16 protein-coding genes are annotated in these 15,801 nt (G+C 35.1%); 3 read left to right on the forward strand and 13 right to left on the reverse strand.

What is annotated here, in order from left to right; translation table 11 throughout:
* Window positions 1-63: 63 nt before the first annotated feature.
* Both J2772_RS02330 and J2772_RS02335 read right to left on the reverse strand, forming a co-directional pair.
* Entirely contained in the window at window positions 64-828 is a 765-nt protein-coding gene (locus J2772_RS02330) for a hypothetical protein (protein WP_209912930.1), read from the reverse strand.
* A 159-nt stretch (window positions 829-987) separates the two neighbouring features.
* Entirely contained in the window at window positions 988-1,746 is a 759-nt protein-coding gene (locus J2772_RS02335) for a hypothetical protein (protein WP_209912932.1), read from the reverse strand.
* 223 nt (window positions 1,747-1,969) lie between these two features.
* Between J2772_RS02335 and J2772_RS02340 the strand changes: the two genes are divergently transcribed.
* Together J2772_RS02340 and J2772_RS02345 are read left to right on the forward strand one after the other, a co-directional pair.
* Window positions 1,970-4,270 carry a hypothetical protein gene (locus J2772_RS02340; protein WP_209912934.1) on the forward strand — a complete coding sequence of 767 codons (2,301 nt, stop codon included), beginning with the start codon at window positions 1,970-1,972 and terminating at the stop codon, window positions 4,268-4,270.
* An 18-nt stretch (window positions 4,271-4,288) separates the two neighbouring features.
* Entirely contained in the window at window positions 4,289-6,751 is a 2,463-nt protein-coding gene (locus tag J2772_RS02345) for an SEL1-like repeat protein (protein WP_209912936.1), read from the forward strand.
* A gap of 230 nt (window positions 6,752-6,981) precedes the next feature.
* On the opposite strand, the gene J2772_RS02350 is transcribed toward J2772_RS02345, so the two are convergent.
* The 10 genes from J2772_RS02350 to J2772_RS02395 all read right to left on the reverse strand — a co-directional run bounded on the left by J2772_RS02350 (window position 6,982) and on the right by J2772_RS02395 (window position 13,073).
* The gene (locus J2772_RS02350) at window positions 6,982-7,362 is read right to left on the reverse strand and encodes a VOC family protein (protein WP_209912938.1); all 381 of its coding nucleotides are present in this window, start codon (window positions 7,360-7,362) and stop codon (window positions 6,982-6,984) included.
* A 598-nt stretch (window positions 7,363-7,960) separates the two neighbouring features.
* Window positions 7,961-8,608 (reverse strand): DUF2306 domain-containing protein, encoded by a 648-nt coding sequence (locus tag J2772_RS02355; protein WP_209912941.1) that lies wholly within the window; start codon window positions 8,606-8,608, stop codon window positions 7,961-7,963.
* A gap of 12 nt (window positions 8,609-8,620) precedes the next feature.
* Window positions 8,621-9,079, reverse strand: a complete 459-nt coding sequence (locus J2772_RS02360) for a DUF2750 domain-containing protein (protein ID WP_209912943.1) — start codon at window positions 9,077-9,079, stop codon at window positions 8,621-8,623.
* A gap of 45 nt (window positions 9,080-9,124) precedes the next feature.
* Window positions 9,125-9,514: a hypothetical protein gene (locus tag J2772_RS02365; RefSeq protein ID WP_209912945.1), complete on the reverse strand. Its 390-nt coding sequence runs from the start codon at window positions 9,512-9,514 to the stop codon at window positions 9,125-9,127.
* Window positions 9,515-9,601: 87 nt separating this feature from the next.
* Window positions 9,602-10,183 carry a GDP-mannose pyrophosphatase NudK gene (gene nudK / locus J2772_RS02370; protein WP_209912947.1) on the reverse strand — a complete coding sequence of 194 codons (582 nt, stop codon included), beginning with the start codon at window positions 10,181-10,183 and terminating at the stop codon, window positions 9,602-9,604.
* Entirely contained in the window at window positions 10,170-10,529 is a 360-nt protein-coding gene (locus J2772_RS02375) for a DUF4406 domain-containing protein (RefSeq protein WP_209912949.1), read from the reverse strand. Before J2772_RS02375 ends, nudK begins: the two co-directional genes overlap by 14 nt.
* A gap of 52 nt (window positions 10,530-10,581) precedes the next feature.
* Window positions 10,582-11,172, reverse strand: coding sequence for a Crp/Fnr family transcriptional regulator (locus J2772_RS02380; RefSeq protein ID WP_209912951.1), 591 nt, complete (start codon window positions 11,170-11,172; stop codon window positions 10,582-10,584).
* Window positions 11,173-11,178: 6 nt separating this feature from the next.
* Window positions 11,179-12,090 (reverse strand): TIGR01777 family oxidoreductase, encoded by a 912-nt coding sequence (locus J2772_RS02385; RefSeq protein ID WP_209912953.1) that lies wholly within the window; start codon window positions 12,088-12,090, stop codon window positions 11,179-11,181.
* Window positions 12,091-12,120: 30 nt separating this feature from the next.
* Window positions 12,121-12,465, reverse strand: coding sequence for a hypothetical protein (locus tag J2772_RS02390; RefSeq protein WP_209912954.1), 345 nt, complete (start codon window positions 12,463-12,465; stop codon window positions 12,121-12,123).
* 5 nt (window positions 12,466-12,470) lie between these two features.
* Complete coding sequence (locus J2772_RS02395) at window positions 12,471-13,073, reverse strand: HPP family protein (RefSeq protein ID WP_209912956.1); 603 nt, start codon at window positions 13,071-13,073, stop codon at window positions 12,471-12,473.
* Between the two features lie 273 nt (window positions 13,074-13,346).
* Here J2772_RS02395 and J2772_RS02400 point away from each other — a divergent pair, with 273 nt between their 5' ends.
* Window positions 13,347-14,375, forward strand: coding sequence for a methyltransferase (locus J2772_RS02400; protein WP_209912957.1), 1,029 nt, complete (start codon window positions 13,347-13,349; stop codon window positions 14,373-14,375).
* Between the two features lie 259 nt (window positions 14,376-14,634).
* Here the strand turns inward: J2772_RS02400 and J2772_RS02405 are convergent, their stop codons facing one another.
* Window positions 14,635-15,801 carry an iron-containing alcohol dehydrogenase gene (locus tag J2772_RS02405; protein WP_209912959.1) on the reverse strand — a complete coding sequence of 389 codons (1,167 nt, stop codon included), beginning with the start codon at window positions 15,799-15,801 and terminating at the stop codon, window positions 14,635-14,637.

A 15,801-nucleotide genomic window follows, 5' to 3' on the forward strand; every position in this document is an offset into this window, starting at 1 on the left:
TAACTTTAAAATAAAAAAGCAGTACTCAAAATGAGTACTGCCGCTATAATTTTTAATTCCTAATTAAGGCTCATCACAATTTTTTTTCAGTTTTGTGAAAATTTTGTCGAAATCCCTGTAAACATTTCCTTCCTCATCGCGTTTCTGTCTGAAGCTGCTGTTGGCGCAATTATGAAAACTTAAACCAATCATATCAATAAGGGCGTAGTCTTCACTTTGTGGATCACTAAGTTTTGCATTGAAACGGTTCATCACCCCTTGCGGATCTGCATTGTTTTTACTTTTAAGCTCTGTATAGGCTTTCCATGAAGCAAACATTTTTTCTCTGTCAGGAGATGATATGGCATCAATGGATTCTCTGCAGGTTTCGTAAAATCTGCTGTTTTTAAGAGTGGTAGGATCTGAAAATGCAAGGATTTCTTCCTTGTTCAGTTCATATTCGTTCTCAAAAGTTTGTATGGCATTTTCATACAGCTTTTTCCAAACCGGCTGATTAATTACTTTAAGGCTGTAAAGTTCTTCTTTTTTCTCCTGGTATTGTTTTTCCAGATTTTCCAGATGCTGTTCCTTATTTTTACGAATTTCTTCAAGGCTGGAAAGCTTAAAAATAGGATTCGTATCAAAATGAACCCCATTGAACTTGTATAAAAGTTTGTTAACCCCGTCTATTTCCTCTTTTTCATATTTGGAAGCATCAAAATATCCCTTGTTGTCACAATTGAATGTCTGATAGCTGTACGGTGTCAGATTGTTGGTTTTTGCAGGGGACTTTTGCCCCAAAACAATAGCAGATAAAGTCAGGGAGAGCCCGACCATCATTTTTTCCATGCGCATAGTTGTAGAAAGAATCCGGATTTTCTAAAATTTCAGCGCAAAATTAAGGCTTTAAATCCGAAAACTAAAGAATTTAATCAATTTTATATAGTTATTTTTCTTATTTGATGAGAATTTTAATTTTTTGCTTTAAACAGGCCGTTTTCTGAAATTTTAAGGTTCATCACAATCTCTTTTTACTTTTACGAAAACCTTTTCAAAAGTTTTAAATAAAGTATTATCCTCATCAGCTTTAGGTCTGAAACTATGGTTTGCGCAATTATTGAAAGCGTTCATAAGATCAATAAATGCATAATCATCCTTTCTCGGATCATTCCATTTGGCATTAAAAGCGTCTTTTGTTCCGGAATAAAGCTCTTCTCCTTTTTTAGATTCAAATAAACCTTTCCATACAGAATACATTTTCTTCTTGTCCTTGGTGGTCATGGCATCTGCATATTCTTTGCAGGTAGTATAAAACTTGCTGTTTTTAAGGGATTGCGGATCAGCATAGCCCATAAGAAGTGCTTTATTGAGGTGATATTCATTTTCCAGAAGAGTAAGAGCTTCTTCATGCTGTTTTTTCCATATCGGAAGGTCTATGAGTTTGAGTTCTTCAAGTTCTTTCTTTCGCTCCAGATACTCTTTCTCAGCCTGTTGCAAAAGCTGAGCACTATTGCTGCGAACCTCATCATATTTTGCCGGATTAAAAACGATAAGAGAAGTAAACGGAGACCACGTTAAAGGATATAAAAGTTTGTAAGTGCCATCTATTTCTTCTTTTTTATATTTTGAAGGATCAAAATATCCCTTAACATCACATCCAAAGGTTTGGTAAGAATAAAGAACCAAAGAACTTTTTTTTGCAGGAGCCTTTTGAGCGATCATCATCAAGGATAAAACCAAAGAAAGCCCTGTGAATAATTTTTTCATCGTTGAAAAATTTATATTTTGAATTTCGGGTTAAAATTAAAACTTTAAGCATCAATTTTTATCATAAATCAGAATTATTTACTCACTGGTTTCCGGGATTTATAAGGTTTGTCATTTGTTTTTCCTTGTGTTTTTTATATTTTGCAGCCCAATATCATGAATTCCGATTTTGTTGAGGCAGAGAGGAAGTATAATGATTGAATGATAGAACAAAATATTAATAATGTACCATAATTTAGAACAACTGTTTTACAGAGGAGATCTGGACCAGTGTATTATAGAAGGAGAACAATACTTATCATCTCATCCTGAAGATGAAGAGGTCTTATTTTTAATGGCAGTAGCTTACCATGATATCGTTTACTATGACGGGCATGAAGCGGTTTATGATGCCATCAGAGACTATGTTATTCCTTACTTGCGCAGAATCCTTCAGATTAACCCTAACAATCAGAAAGCCTTATATAACATTCTGAATTATCCATTAGGAAATGAATATAACCTGATGCAGATCGCCAGAATTAAAAAACATATCACCCAGGAAAATAAGGCTGAGTTTATAGGCTATGCCGAACGTATGCTGGAGGACCCGGACTATGTAGGATATGGATATGATTTCCTGGTTAAAATATATGAATCCCTTACAGAAAATAAAGCGCTTTTGAACAGTCTTGAAGCCGCAATGTATTATGCTAAAAAAGCATATGCAGACAACCGTGAGATCAGGGACAAAAACATCTCGTTGTACTGGATCAAAAAGATCTATTTACTGGACCATACAAAAATGGTTTCAGGAGAGGAACTTACTGCGCTTATTGATCAGGAACATACTACTTTTGTAAGCCGGAATGAATATGATTTTTTCAATCTTGCCGACATTGCGTTTGAAAATAATGTACCTGACCTTTCACTGAAGATGATGATGAAGGCGATTAAATGTGAAAATTCAGCACTGCACGTTCATGAAAAACTGGCAGAATGGCACCAGCGTTTTGCCGAACTGATTCAAAATGGATATAACAATCCTGATGTTTTCTATTATCAGCTGATTATTGAAAGAAATTATAGCGATTTGCTGAATGTTTCCGCTGATTTTTACTACCATCATGCCCTTGAAGTCATGAATTCCCATCCGGAACTGTTCGCTGGGTATCATTTTGCGGGAACTTATCTGTATGAAGACCAACGCTATGCTGAAGCTATTCCTTTACTGGAAAAAGCAGTAGTATTATCACCCAATGCCACTTCCTGGAGGCGAAAGGTAGAATCCGAATACCTTTTGAATGGAACAGTTTCATCTGAAATTCCGAGATTTCCGGATTATCCTGCAGATATCTATAATGAAGGAGTCTGCATGAGCGAGTTTATAGAAGTAATAGAGGATGAGAATGATAAGATTCAGTTGACTGAAGTCAATCGTATCATGTATAAGCAGGCTTATGAAGCATTCCGAAGATATTATAAGGAGGGAAAGTTTGAGAGTGACTATCATAATGATCTGCATACGAGAGCAATGTGTTGTAATAATTTAGCGATTAAATATTCGTTATTGGGAGATCATCATGCTGCTGCAACAATTGCTTCTGAAGGGCTTAGATATTCAGAATTTATGGAACTTCATGTGGTATTGATTGATGCTTTGATTGATGGCGGAAATTATGAAGAGGCAGAAGAAGCGTTGAATACCTATTTCAGTCTTTACGGAGAATCCGAGGATTATTTTTATAAAAATGTGTATTATAGAGCCCGTCAGGTTCAGCTTCATGGATTATTGGGAGCTGATGATGTTTATAAAGAGGCAGAAGAAGTTCTTGTCTACGCCTATCAACATACCATGGACAATCTGGAAATTAATGATTACGATTACAGAGATCTGGAAGCTGGTAAAAACATATTGGAAGGTATTTTATTTGAGCATTTGGACAGTCAGGACATTAATGCCAGAAAAGCGCATTACGAAGGGATGGCTGAGCGTTTTCCACAGGAACCGAATCCTCAGTATTCCCTGATGCAGATTTATAATGAACAGGAAAATTATGGACAAGTAGGCTTGGCAGCTAGGAGATATTTTCAAAATAAAAGAGAATTCCTTTTAGATGCTTTTGATAAAGCGAAAACCATTTATATGATCGTTAAAAGTGATTTTCTTCAGGAAAATTATCAGCAAGCAGCCTCCGTGTTTAACGAATATGATGCTGAATGTAACGAGGCAATGGATCCTGAAGAATATGTGCTCTGGTTAAGCTATGGAGTTCGGGTTTATGAAAAACTGAATAATAAAGATCAGACTTTAGCCCTTGCTGAAAGATTCACTACCATTTACAATGCTGAAGAGTGGGGCTATGATGATCTTGTAGAAAGTGTTGAACTGGCAAAAGCTGTTGTTTTGTATCAGGCTGGAAACGTAAAAGAAGCTCATGCAATATTGGATCAGGTACGTTCAGTTGCAGATTATGATCCTATTGCAGATGAGTATAAAGCTTCATGGAAAAAACCTGGATTGTTTTCTAAATTCGGATTTTAATCATTTAAGAACAAAAAAATGGCACATCGTCTTTACGTATATAATGTAGATTTAAAAACAGGAGACCAATATTCACACTATCTGGGGGAATGGAATTACGAGATTCCGGAATTGCTTCTTCCTTTATTTTCCTGTGATCCAAGATCAAAAGGAAAGCTGCTGTACTTTGATAAGATCAATGGAGTAGCAAGGCTGAAATCATTCTATCAGTTGTTGGGTGAACATTATCAGTTGCTTTACAAAAAGGCTTATTATGAACCTGTCAACAAAATGTTTGAGATGTTGGATGATCTTCCTTATGATACTTTCGTCATCAATGGATGGGATGTTTTCAATATGAATGAAGAAAAACATTCCGATCAGGCCAAAAACTGGGTGCTGGAAATCAAGGAAAAAAGTAAGCTGTATGATAAAGCTATGGCCAAACAGAATCTGGGCTGGCTGGAAAAAGAAGTCTTAGCCAGAAGCGGATATGGATCTTTTTTAGAGATGCTGGAAACAGACTGGATTGATTATGGTCTGGGCTACTGGAATGAAGATTTGTATAAAGATATTTCGGAGTCTTTTGAAGACAATGGTCTTTGGGGATTAAAGGATAAAAAAGGAAATATCATAACGCAACCTGTTTATGAAGAAATATTTGCCTTTAGTGAAGAAGGCATTGCGGTAGCACAGAAAAATGGTAAGTACGGATATCTGAGAAATGATGGGAAAGTACTTATTGAATGCATTTATGAAGAAGTTTATGATTCTTTGTTTATAGACAATAAGAATTATGGGATTATAGAAATCGATCAAAAATGCGGGTTGATTAACATTGAAACCGGAGAAATTGTTATTCCTTGTGAATATGAAGAACTAGAGATGTTAAGGCATGTCTACCTTTTTAATGCTAAAAAAGAAGGGAAGTATCGCCTTATTGATGCATTTAATAAGCCTATTATTGAAGAAGATTTTGATGAGCCTTTTGAGTTTAATTATTCCGGATTGCTTTATCGTTCACTGGAAGGAACATCCAAAAAAGCATTTTACACATTTGATGGTGTTTATCTAGGTGAACACCCTGAAGATGTATTGGGTGAGATTGGAGAGGGCTATTATTGGGTTAAGCCGAATAAATTTCAGAAAAAAACCAGCATTATAAAAGCTGATGGAAGTCTTTTGGATACTGAAGTAGATACCGTGATGATTCTGAATGATTATTACGCTTCTTTTGCCTACAAGAAAGCTAAGAAATGGCATATTTATGATATAAAATCCGGTGAATTCAGGTTAAAAGAACATATCATTGAAAATATTCACAGGGATTGGTTTACCCAGTTTATGAAGAATGTATTCCTGTTGTCTGATGAAAATGGCTGGGGCTTGTATAATGCTGCTGAAGACCGCTGGTTACTCCCTTCCTCTAAAGAATATAAAAAAATAGAATCCTGCCGGGAAGAAATCTTCCGTGTGACCACTTCAGACGGAATGTTCTATTTTGACCAGCAAACAGAGACTCAAAGCAGTATCTACGACTATATTGGTGAAGGAATAGACTATAATGAACAGATGCTTTGTCTTTATAAAGGGAATGATATGTTTATCCTTGATACCAACAGAACATTACACAAGGTTTCCGATAATCAGTTGGGAACTTTGTATGAAAAAAGACATAATCTCCGTGGAAAAGATCAAAAGTATTTCCTTGATTTTTATAAGGCATGGACTGAGAAAAAAGGTTCAGGCTACGAAGAATATTTTGATGATGAAACCCTGATGTCGAGGGCTGAAGAATACATTGAAGAAGGAAAAGTTGAAGATGCCGTGAGACTGTATCAAATAGGAGTAAGCCGCGGAAATACAAATATGATGGTGGAACTTGGATATATTTATGTTCATGATGAGTATCCTGAATATTATGATCTGGAGAAAGGACTTGCCCTGTATGAAAAAGCAGCTTCTAAGAATCATGCCATTGCATGGAATAACTTAGGTTATCATTATCAGAGCGGAGTGGGATATCCTCAGGATATTAAAAAGGCTTTAAAATGTTTCAGGAAATCTGCAGAATTAGGAGATGGGCTGGCAATGCAGAACCTTGGGCTTTTGTATTTTTATGGGGAATATGTATTACAGGATTATGACCTTGCATTAGGCTACTATAAACAGGCAGAAAAGAAGTTCTATTATAATGATGAAAAATTTGCTGAAATCTATTATCAAAAAAGTGATTTTGACAATCTTCAGCGTTATTTGAAAAAAGATACTGAGGGTACGTATTCCGATATTTATTACGGAATTATGTACGATGAAGGATTAGGAGTAAAAGTAAGCTCTAAAAAAGCAATCAAACACTACGAAAAATCCTTGGAACACGGCTACTATACAACAGCATTGAAAAGACTTTTATATTTCTATAAAGAAGACCCAGCCTTTGCTGATCCGGAGAAATATCAGCATTGGAAGACATTTGGAGAGGAGAATGATATGGATGTATAATTAAAATTTGTAGAGTCTTACGTATTCATTATTTTAAAAACTCTTTTGTCATTTAGTTGGAATCTAGATTATTATATTCCAATAATGAAGTTGAGATTCCAACTAAATGACAAATAGAAACTACAAATTATTTTCCGTTGCAATATTCTATATGCCTATGTGGTAAAAGAAATAACCACATAGGTATATAGATTTGATGTTTAAATAAAGAATTTGTGCATTCGCGGCCATTAAAAATAGTTGCTCACTTCAATAAGATTTTGGTCCGGATCCCGGAAATAAACAGATCTTATTTTTCCTACAGCACCTGTACGGTCTACGATCCCTTCAATGATCTCAATGTTTTTTTGCTTTAGCTCATCCATCACCTCATGAATATCAGTTTGTGCAATGAAACAAAGATCTGCGGAGCCACTGGTAGGATGTTCAGCTTTAGGTTCAATTTCATGGCCTTTTTGATGCAGGTTGATCTTTTGATTTCCAAAAGTAAGTGCTTTTCGGTTATCCCCAAAGGTTACGACTTCAAAACCCATGATCTCAGTGTAGAACTCTATGGTTTTGTTAATATCTGATACGGTTAGTACAATGTGATCGATGTTTTTTATCTTCATAATTTTTTATTTTTAAACACAAATGATACCAATGTTTTCACAAATATTACAAGATATAGGCTATCTCATTAGTGTTATTTGTGCCTTAAATTAGTGACATTTGTGTTCCCAGTCTTTTATAATTTAATAGATTTACAGTAATTAATAGCATAATCATGATTTACTTTTTTCTTTTTTTTATTGTCATTGTATTTGGAGGGATTTCTTATCTGATTATGCGTTTATGTAATCAATGGACCCGAAATCACAAATACGAGGTGCTTTTTAATACTTTAATCTTTATTGGATCATTTCTTTTGATCTCATTTCTTAGCCTTTATATCTTTATTTCAAATCTTGACTTTTCCAGATAATATCTAACTTTAAAATAATCATTTTATAAAATATCATTCTATGCATTTTGATTGGATTTACCTCGTTGTTTTTCTATTTTTCCTCTTTATTATTGGTGTTTTTGGAGGGATTTCCTATATAACCATGCGTTTTTGTAACCGATGGACCAAGGATCACAGATATGAGACTCTATTAGATTCTTTAATCTTTATAGGAGCGTTTTTTCTGATATCATTTGTAAGTTTTTTTATTTTCATTACGACGTTCACTTTCCAGCGATAGTAGGAACGTTTCTTCTAAGAAAATAGTAAGCAATTAACAGGTTGATAAAAAGAGCCATCCAGACATTGATGCCGTAGAACAGTTCATAATCATGATCCTTTTCATTATAAAACAGATTCTTTATGATTCTGAAGGTAATAGCAGTGGTGGTCACCGCATAGCTTAAAATCATAAAGTTTTTGTGCTGGATAATATTCCCTTTTTTAATATAAAGTACAGCTGCTACAGTAAAATAAGCCCAGAGGATATCTTGAATCAGAAACCCTGTAATTCCTATTAATCCGCCATTTGAAAACAATCCTAATACGAAACATGCCGGAACATTAATAATAAGAATATTGTAAACGTAAATCCGTCCGATCATTTTATGTAAACTTCTGTTTTCTCTTAGAAATTGAGGTGAAAATTGAGTTAAACCAGCCAAAAGACAAAGCGTTATTGAAAAAATATGGATGTAGAAAAAAGCCATCCAATACGGATTATTGACAACTTTTTGTTTAAAGGCCAAAAATCCCACCGTTTTATCAAGAGAAGTATATTGGGAAATTGTTTTCAGCATCAGCATACTGAAAATAAAAACTGAAAACACTGCGATTACTTTAGCAAGCTTTATTCCCAATGATTTTGTCATGAACCTTATTGATTAGTCTTTTAATACCTCTCTAATCTGGTTTTCCATATCTTCAAGATCATCGAACTTTTTCAGAGTTAAAGATTTTCCGTTTTTCTTAAGCTCTTCAATAATTTCAAGAACTAATTCTAAGGGTTCAGCCTCATAACCGAATAAATTGCTGTCAAAATCTGCTCCTACAATTAAACCATCACTGTTCATTCCCAGACACCAGTTCTCCAAAAACTCATTAAGAGGAATAGGAGAGGCCTCATAGCGGTTCCATTCTTTGCTTACACATGATTTTGCTCTTGCTGCATCCGCCCAGAAACAAATGATTTGTACAGGTTCACCATCTTCATATTCCAGATCGTTGGAGTAGGAAGTAGCGTATCCTTTATCATCTTTTAAGCCATACACAGTTTCTGTTTCACTTACTTTTCTGATGAAAGCTTTATATCGGTTTTTTAGGGTAATTTGGTCTTGAAGCATATTTTTAAATTATGAATTGAATTTATTTTGTTTTATCAATCTTGGTTAAGAATTATTACTGGTGTTGATATGTACAATTTCGGGATTTTCACCATCGAGATTTCGTTTTGACCTTCCATATAATCCTATTTCCAGATCATTGGGTGTTTCATTATCCAGTTCAGAGGGATGTACATAAGTATACATACCGTATCCATGTCCGGAAACAAGCCAGCCTTCAGTAGAATTCAAATGAATGACATTGAAATCTCCTGCAGAGCCTCCGGCAAATACAGGCCCAAATTCTTTCATCAGTTTGATAGCTTCATCCTGTACGTTTGCTACAATAGTAATATCATCAAAGATAATATAAGTGTCATTTTTAAAAAGAATCCAATCCTGAAATTTAGGGTTGATAGTAAGCTTTATATGTTCAAGAATTGACAAGTTATTCATAGTTTAAATGTAGTTATTATAAAATCAAATTTCTATTGAAAATCTGTAAGAGTTATAGCATATTGGGGTTTTAGATAGTGTATAATATTACAAAATCCCTTTAATTCTCAAATGCTGTAACAGCATAATTGTCTTTGCATCCTTAATTTCTCCCGTATCAAGCATGGTAAGCGCTTCATCAAAAGATAATTCCAGTACTTCAATCTGCTCACCTTCCTCTTCAAGGCCACCGCCATCATTAATCTTCATCTCATTAGAATATTCAGCAATGAAAAAGTGAAGAATTTCCGTTACAGAACCAGGAGACATATACGCTTCAAATACTTTTTCAACCTTGGAAATTTTATATCCTGTTTCTTCTTCGGTTTCTCTTTTGATGCAGTCTTCAGGATTATCATTATCTAAAAGTCCTGCACAGGCTTCAATAAGCATTCCGGAAGCATTTCCATTAATATAAGTAGGTAATCTGAATTGTCTTGTAAGAATAACAGTGTTGGAAATTTTGTTATAGAGTAAAATAGCGGCACCATTTCCACGGTCATAAGCTTCTCTGCTTTGGGTTTCCGTAGTTCCGTCTTTTTTGCGGACAGTAAAGGTCACTTTGTTTAAAGTATACCAGTTGTCAGATAAAATATCAGTTTTTAAAATAGTAATATCAGGATTTTGCATAAGGTATGTCTTCTATGTTATAATAAATGGTAAGGCCTTTTTCTCTGGCAATTCTTACGTCCTCATCGGCTCCTTTGGAAGCCCCTTCAATACGGAGGATAGCATCACATTTTTCAAGAATACGATGAGCCGCCGGGTATTGTATCTCCTGCCATGCCGGATCTCCAATTTGGTTAGAACCTGCCAGTTTAATCAATGGGAGCGCAACCCATTCTCCAATAATAGGAATATGTCCTTTTCTGAAAATAGGCAGAGCTGCGGCCTCAAGGTTGTCAAGGTTTTGCTGAATCAATTCAGGATTGTCATTGGTTCCACTACGGTAAGGGCCTGCAATAAGTATGAGCATAATTTTTTTGAGTAAAATAACAGAACTTATAAGAGAAAAAAAATAATGTAGTTTAAGAGCAGTTACTTTTTTGCTTATTTGTTTTAATAATGCTCAAGAATTCAGGAGTAATACCGAGATATGAAGCAATCTGTTTTTGGGTAACACGTTCTGCAGCCAGAGGATATTTCTTAAGAAAGTTATGATACCGTTCCTCTGCGGGAAGTGATAAATTTTCAATGGTCCGGAGCTGTTCCCTGATATAGGCATTTTGCATCATAATCCTGAAAAACCTTTCAAACTTTGGAACTTTGCAGTAAAGCTTATCCAGACTATCTTTAGAGAGTTGCAAAATTGAACTTTCTTCAAGAGCTTCAATGTTCAGCATAGAAGGCTTCCCATTAATAAAACAATACATATCTGTAATCCACCAGTCTGAAACAGCAAACATAATGGTTGATTCTTTTCCTGAGGCATCCGTGTAATAGGCCCGTAGAATGCCTGATACTACAAAATTGATATCCTTACAGGGCTGCTGATGCTTTATTATCAGTTCTTTTTTCTGAACCTTTTTTCCTTTCAATAGAGACAAAAAATAAGAGGTTTCGTCTTTGTCTAGAGAAATATGCCTGGATATATTTTTTAGAATTAAATTCTCTTCCATACAGAATTAACTATCTTTTTTTAGCAAATTATTCAAGGACTGATGCAAATCCGGAAACTTAAATTGAAAACCAGCATTCTGAATTTTCTGTGAAGACGCTCTGGATCCTTCCAATATAGCATTTGCCAGTTCACCAAATAACATTTTTAAAACAAAAGCGGGAACATTGGGCATAAAAAGCGGTTTTTTCAGAACCTCAGCAATCTTTTTAGTTAAATCTGAATTGGTGATATGCTGAGGTGAAACAGCATTGTAAGCACCGTGAAAGTGAGTGTTTTTTAAAGCGAGCTCATAAATAGAACAAATATCTTCAATATGAATCCACGGCATATACTGTTTACCACTTCCCAAAGCAGATCCAATACCATATTGTATTGGAGGAAGCATTTTCTTTAATGCTCCTTCTTTCTCAGAAAGGACAACGGCAGTACGGATTTTGACGATTCTTTCTGCCAGATTTTGTTCCTTAAAATGATCGGCAGCTCTTTCCCATAGAACAACAACTTCGCTGAGAAAGTCATGTCCCGGTGGATCGTTTTCCGAATATATTTTTTCTGTAGTCAGGGTTCCGTAAAAATTAATACCGGAAGCAGATATAAAAGATTTTAGCTTAATCTCTTTTTTTCTTAAAGTATTTCGTAATAATGTGGCGGAATCCACTCTGCTGGCAATCAGCTCTTTTTTTCTTTCTGCTGTCCAGCGCTTTTCTGAAATATTAGCGCCCGCCAGGTGAATGATGTGAGAAACATTTTCCAAAGCCGATTCATCAATGGTTCCTTTTTTAAGATCCCATTCATATTCATTTGCTTGTCTCTTTTTCCGGGTAAGAAATCTTACCTCGAATTCATTCCCTATTTTTTTTGCAAGTTCCTTTGCAATCAAGCCATTTGCGCCGGTAATCAAAACAACTTCTTTCATACTGATCTATTTTGTAGTGGTGTGGTATAACTATGCCTGATTTTTAACAATCAAAACAAAGTCTTCTTCTAAAAGTTTATAGCCGTAATCATAAATAAACTTGTACTCAGACCCGTTTTTATAAACCTTTATATTGGTGAAATAATCAAAATCAAAGCCCAGACTTTCTAATTTGGATTTTGAAACCTTTGTTTTCCCATCAATATTTACTTCCGTAAGGATCCTGTAATTCTTGCGGAGTTTGTTATTGATATTCCGCATCAGATTTGTAGAATCTTTGTTCTGCTTATTGTTGTAGGCGTTTCGACAGGCATCATTGCAGAATTTTTTATCAGACCTTCCGATGATTTTTTCGCCACATTCCAGACAATTCATAATTTTTATTTTTTCACTTTGTGTCCATGAGCATGTTTTTTCCTTAACAATTTTATAAACCTGCTGTGTGAAGGATAACTTCTGTTGGGTGTTATATTGTTAAAAAACAAAGCCACAAGCAACAGGATAATACACCCCGAAAGAACCGGAGAGATAACATACCAATATCCTAATTCCGGAATTTTCCCGGTAGAGCTTACTGCAATAAGAGCTGTTGCTCCACCCGGTGGATGCAGCGTTTTGGTATACTGCATCAGAACTATGGAAAAAGCCACAGCCAATGGGGCCGAAAGCCATATAATATCCGGAACAATCTTAAAGACTGTAACGCCCACCAATGCAGAAAGAACATGCCCGCCTACTAAGTTTCTTGGTTGAGCCAGCGGACTTTGGATAGCTCCATAAATAAGAACACTGGAGGCGCCAAAAGAACCGATTAGGAATATATTCTCAGTCTCCGCTAAAGAATGAGACTGGATAAAAGCAATTAAACCAATTCCGAAAAAAGCACCTAAGAATGACCAGAAATGCTCCTTGTAATCAACCAAGGTTTCTTTATAGATTACATATTTTGAGACTCTGAACGTTCTTTTTATTGTCTTCTTCATGTACTTGTCTTCTTTACTTTTTATAATTGATTTTTTGCAAAATGCATTGGTTTTATCCAAGATAGAACAAAGATACAGAATTATCCGTTTGTAAATGGATAGTATGGAAAGAGAAGAAAACCTTTTTAAAGTAAAAAAAAACAGACTGATATGTATTGTTATGTAATTCATTTTATTTTGATTTATCGGGAGAGTTTATTTTTAGTGTAATTTTGTGAATAACTTAATCATAATTTTATATTGAGGATTAATTTTTTAAAAAAAACTATTACCATGAAAAAACAAAGCATTAAACCAGAGTTTACTTTAAAGATGTTTGAAGTGTTAGGAGGCGTTTGGATTGCCGGTTGTGTAAAAACAGCAGCTGAATTAAATATTGCAGATTACCTGGCAGAAGGAGAGCAGACAATTTATTCCTTGGCAGAAAAGACAAAATCCGACGAAAAAAGTCTCTACAGAATTATGAGAGCATTAAGTAGTGCAGGAATTTTTGAAGAATTGGAAAATAAAACATTTGCATTGAATGATTTTGGAGCCACTTTACAAACTGATGTCCCCGGTACAGCCAAAAATTTTGTTCTGACCATTCTGGGTGAGCATTTTCTGACGTATATGGAATTGACTTATAATCTAAAAACAGGAAAGATTCCTTTTGAACACGTTCATGGAGTGGGTGTCTGGGAATATTACAAAAAAAATCCTGAGGCTGGAATCAATTTTGGTAAAGGAATGACAGGGATGTCTGGAATGGAATTGGAAGGAATTATGAATACTTATGATTTTAGCACTTATCAAACCATTGTGGATATAGGAGGTGGGAATGGAGCAATGATGTATGCTATTCTCAATGCGTATCCTCACAGCTCAGGAATTATTTTTGATGAAGCTAATGTTATAGAAGTGACAGCTTCTTTGATCCCGGAAAATTTAAAAGACAGATGTTCCGTGAGTATGGGCAGCTTTTTTGATAAAGCTCCGGAGGGTGCTGATCTGTATACCATGAAGTGGATTATGCATGATTGGAGTGACAAAGAATGTGTACAGATACTGAAAGTCTGTTATAATGCAATGCCTAAAGGAGGAAAATTACTCATTATAGATGCTGTAATTCCGGATGATTCTAGAAATAAACCTCATGTTGCTAAAGTTTTAGACATTGTAATGTTGTCATGCCTCACAGGAAGAGAAAGAACCTTAATTGAATTTAAAGAGCTTATAAAGGAGGCGGGGTTAGAATTTACCCGTTTTATGGATATTGGTACAGAAGCTAAAAGTATTATTGAATGTGAAAAACTACAATAAAACATTGAAAAACTACCTTATACAATTTATTAATTGCGCAGGGCATTTTATAGATTAGTGATATCCATACTGATTAATCGGTGATATTGATTTTAAAAAGTTCTTTATGTAAAATAATTACAGTTAAATGTATAAAACGAACTTATACAATTTCCTTGATAATCTTTTCAAAGAGAGGTTAATTTTTATTGATCCTTTTTATAGTAAAACAGGAACCCTAATTTGGATTCCTGTTTTTTTAAATGCTAAAATTTAAATATTATCCTAAAACCAATTCCTCACTATAAACAAGACCTTCATAACAAGCATTATAAATAGCTTTTAATTCATCTAAAGAAGGAACTCTCGGATTGAAACCGGTACAAGGATCTGCCAGTGCATTGGCTGTAATATAATCAATGTTTTTATCCCAATCTTCTTTTGAAATTCCGAATTCTTTAATCGCAGATTGGTTATTAACCTCTGAACGTAACGTTTCAATTGCCTGAGCAAGATCTTCAGCCGTTTCTTTACCAATTACTCTTGCTAAATCAGGGTAACGTTCTGTAGCCTGGGCATTATAACGGATAACATTCGGAAGGAAAATAGCATTGGAAGCTCCATGAGGAATGCCGTACAATGCTCCAACCTGATGAGATAATGAGTGAACAATTCCCAACCATGCATTATTGAATGCTAATCCTGCCATAAAAGAAGCATCGTGCATATTCTGACGTGCTGTAATATTGTTTGGGTTTTCTACCGCTTCTTTTAAGTTATTGAAAACAATCTCAAGACCACCTTTTGAAAGCGCATCTGCAATATTATTATCAATATTGGAAACGAAAGCCTCTACACAGTGTGTTAATGCATCAAGACCTGTATTTGAAGTCACGTGCGCCGGCATTGAAGCACAGATTTCTCCATCTATAATGGCAATATCAGGTGTTAATTCATAAGAAACGATTGGATATTTTACCCCTTTTTCTCTGTCTGTAATCACAGCAAGGCCTGTTGTTTCAGTTCCTGTACCGCTTGTAGAAGGAATGGCGATGAATTTCGCTTTGTTTCTTAAAACCGGAACCGTAAAAGGTTTAATCATAGCATCAAAATCGGCATCAGGATATTCATAAAATACCCACATAATTTTGGCTGCATCAATAGCAGAACAGCCTCCTAATCCAATAACCCAATCCGGCTCAAATGTTTTCATGATTTCAGCTCCTTTTAAACATGTTGCTGATGATGGATCTTCCTCTACACCCTCAAAAATTTGAGTTTCAACTCCAGCTTCTGTAAGGTAAGCAATCGCTTTATCAAGAGTTCCGCTCTTTCTCATAGAACTTCCTCCTGTTACAATTACTGCTTTTTTACCTTTAATATTGGCTAATTCTGAAAGACTTCCGGCACCATGAAATACTTCTCCTGCAATAAATAATTTGCTCAT

Source organism: Chryseobacterium jejuense (assembly GCF_017877355.1).
GTDB classification, from domain to species: domain Bacteria; phylum Bacteroidota; class Bacteroidia; order Flavobacteriales; family Weeksellaceae; genus Chryseobacterium; species Chryseobacterium jejuense_A.